The sequence below is a fragment of the Microcystis sp. LEGE 08355 genome (genome assembly GCF_015207185.1).
In the GTDB taxonomy this organism is placed as follows: domain Bacteria; phylum Cyanobacteriota; class Cyanobacteriia; order Cyanobacteriales; family Microcystaceae; genus Microcystis; species Microcystis panniformis.
Genome location: NZ_JADEXI010000740.1, coordinates 1 through 1,977, shown reverse-complemented (window position 1 = coordinate 1,977; position 1,977 = coordinate 1). Strand labels below are relative to the sequence as shown.

At 42.6% G+C, this 1,977-nt stretch carries 2 protein-coding genes; one reads left to right on the top strand and one right to left on the bottom strand.

Annotated features, from left to right (window positions below):
- Positions 1-737: 737 nt before the first annotated feature.
- The gene (gene hpf / locus IQ242_RS23550) at positions 738-1,337 is read left to right on the top strand and encodes a ribosome hibernation-promoting factor, HPF/YfiA family (protein ID WP_002771638.1); all 600 of its coding nucleotides are present in this window, start codon (positions 738-740) and stop codon (positions 1,335-1,337) included.
- 58 nt (positions 1,338-1,395) lie between these two features.
- On the opposite strand, the gene IQ242_RS23545 is transcribed toward hpf, so the two are convergent.
- The gene (locus IQ242_RS23545; RefSeq protein ID WP_052276386.1) at positions 1,396-1,806 is read right to left on the bottom strand and encodes an Hsp20/alpha crystallin family protein; all 411 of its coding nucleotides are present in this window, start codon (positions 1,804-1,806) and stop codon (positions 1,396-1,398) included.
- Positions 1,807-1,977 lie beyond the last annotated feature (171 nt).

Genomic DNA, 1,977 nt, shown 5'->3' with positions numbered 1-1,977 from the left:
AAGAAGTCAAGCTGTATCCTTAACAAGGGAACAGTCAAACTAGGAGCCGTGTGAGGTGAAAGTCTCATGCACGGTTCTGAATGGGAGGGGAGGTCGGTGACGACCTTCTCGACCCCTAATAGTATGACATCTGAGTCAGCGTCGGGATTAGCAATTCTCGCCAGCACTAGCGATCGCTGTTGCCCCGAGAGCAGCGGGAGTAATTGCCCGAATTTTTAGCCCACAGAGACGAGGTATTTTTTGAGCATTCATGGCGAAATTTGTCAAATTATTTAAGAAATGTGAAGGAGCGCAAAGGAAAATTAAAAGAAGGGAAGATATAGATGTTGGGGAGAATACTAAGTGCTAATCTAGGGTTATCCCATCTATTCCGAGGTTAACCGTCGAACAGGAGAAACAATCACCGGATTCCCTTGCTGGCGGCGAAAATCGGTTTCTTTAAATAAAAGTTAACAGAACTTCGCACTTCTGTTAAGAAAAGGTTTACAGAAACTTGTTAGAATAGAGGTAGATAAATCCAGTTGCAAATAGGCGCTCGACCCGATGAATTTTCCGCGCGATCCGACAAAAAAAAGAGAACGAGAACACCGACAATATCTAGACTGTGACCTCTAATTGACTTTCACTCAACAGCGCGATCGAGCAGTTTTTTGAGGATTAAATTCCTAGCATCAACACCCCTTAAAAATAGTTGATGTGGGCAGTCCATAGCAAAATTTTTAGATGGAGTAGTGAGTATGAAGCTATTGATTCAGGGCAATAATATCGCTGTCACCGAACCTATTCATGATTATGTGGAACAAAAGCTGGAGAAAGCGGTGAAACATTTTAACGGCATAACCACAAAAGTCGATGTTCACCTCTCCGTGGAAAAGAATGCGCGCATTCCCGATCGCCACAAGGCAGAAGTAACGGTTTATGCTAATGGAACAGTGATTCGCGCTCAAGAAGGAAGCGAAAATTTGTACGCAAGTATTGATTTAGTTTCTGATAAAATCGCTCGTCAACTCCGCAAGTATAAAGAAAGACTGGTGGATCATCGCACCAACGCCACCGTTAAAACTAGCGAGGTGGTGCAAGAGAAACCCTTAGATGATAACCTAATTGGCGATCGCACTCCCGAATTACCTGCGGAAGTAGTGCGGATGAAATACTTTGCCATGCCACCGATGACTATTGAGGAAGCACTAACACAATTGCAATTAGTCGATCACGATTTCTATATGTTCTGCAACAAAGACACGAACGAAATCAATGTTATCTATCAACGCAATCACGGCGGTTTTGGTGTTATTCAACCCCGTCCCGTCAACCTAAATGGCAAAGAATCCAATTAACAGTTAGCGACTACAAATAAAACAAAAGACTGGAGAAATTCTCCAGTCTTTTTCTCATCTAACCAAGATTAACTTTAACCACTTTATTTTTTTCTGCCACCGCTTTCGGGAGGGTGAGATAAAGAACACCGTCTTGATAGTTAGCGGTAACTTGGCTATTTTGCACCTCCACTGGTAGGGTAATCAAGCGACTAAATTTACCATAATAAAACTCGCTGTTTTCTACCTCGGCAGGGCATTCACGTTGCCCGTTAATAGCCACCATTTGCTTGCTAACCTCCACATCGATATCTTTAATATCCATGCCGGGTAATTCGATTTTTAATTCCACGGAATCCTCGTTAACAGAGATTTCCACCGGGGGACGAGACACCAAGGAAGTTGTCGGTAATACTTCTTGAAAAAGTTGATCGATTTGACGTTGGACAGAATTAATTTCGAGGAAGGGAGAATAAAGAGTGAAAGCCATAGTAATAATTTCCTTGAGAGGTTTTCTCTGACTGCGATTACCTCTATCTTAAGCAACTAACTTGACTTCCACAAGGCGGTTTTCAGGAAATAAAAAGTAGCAATAACCGATACAGTTTCAGTTGTCAGTTATCAGTTATCAGTGGGAAGTTGTAGGGTGTGGGGTGTGGGG

Bases quoted from the DNA above. Each gene is read 5' to 3' on its own strand.
- IQ242_RS23545 (WP_052276386.1), bottom strand. From the start codon at position 1,806: ATGGCTTTCACTCTTTATTCTCCCTTCCTCGAAATTAATTCTGTCCAA.
- hpf (WP_002771638.1), top strand. From the start codon at position 738: ATGAAGCTATTGATTCAGGGCAATAATATCGCTGTCACCGAACCTATT.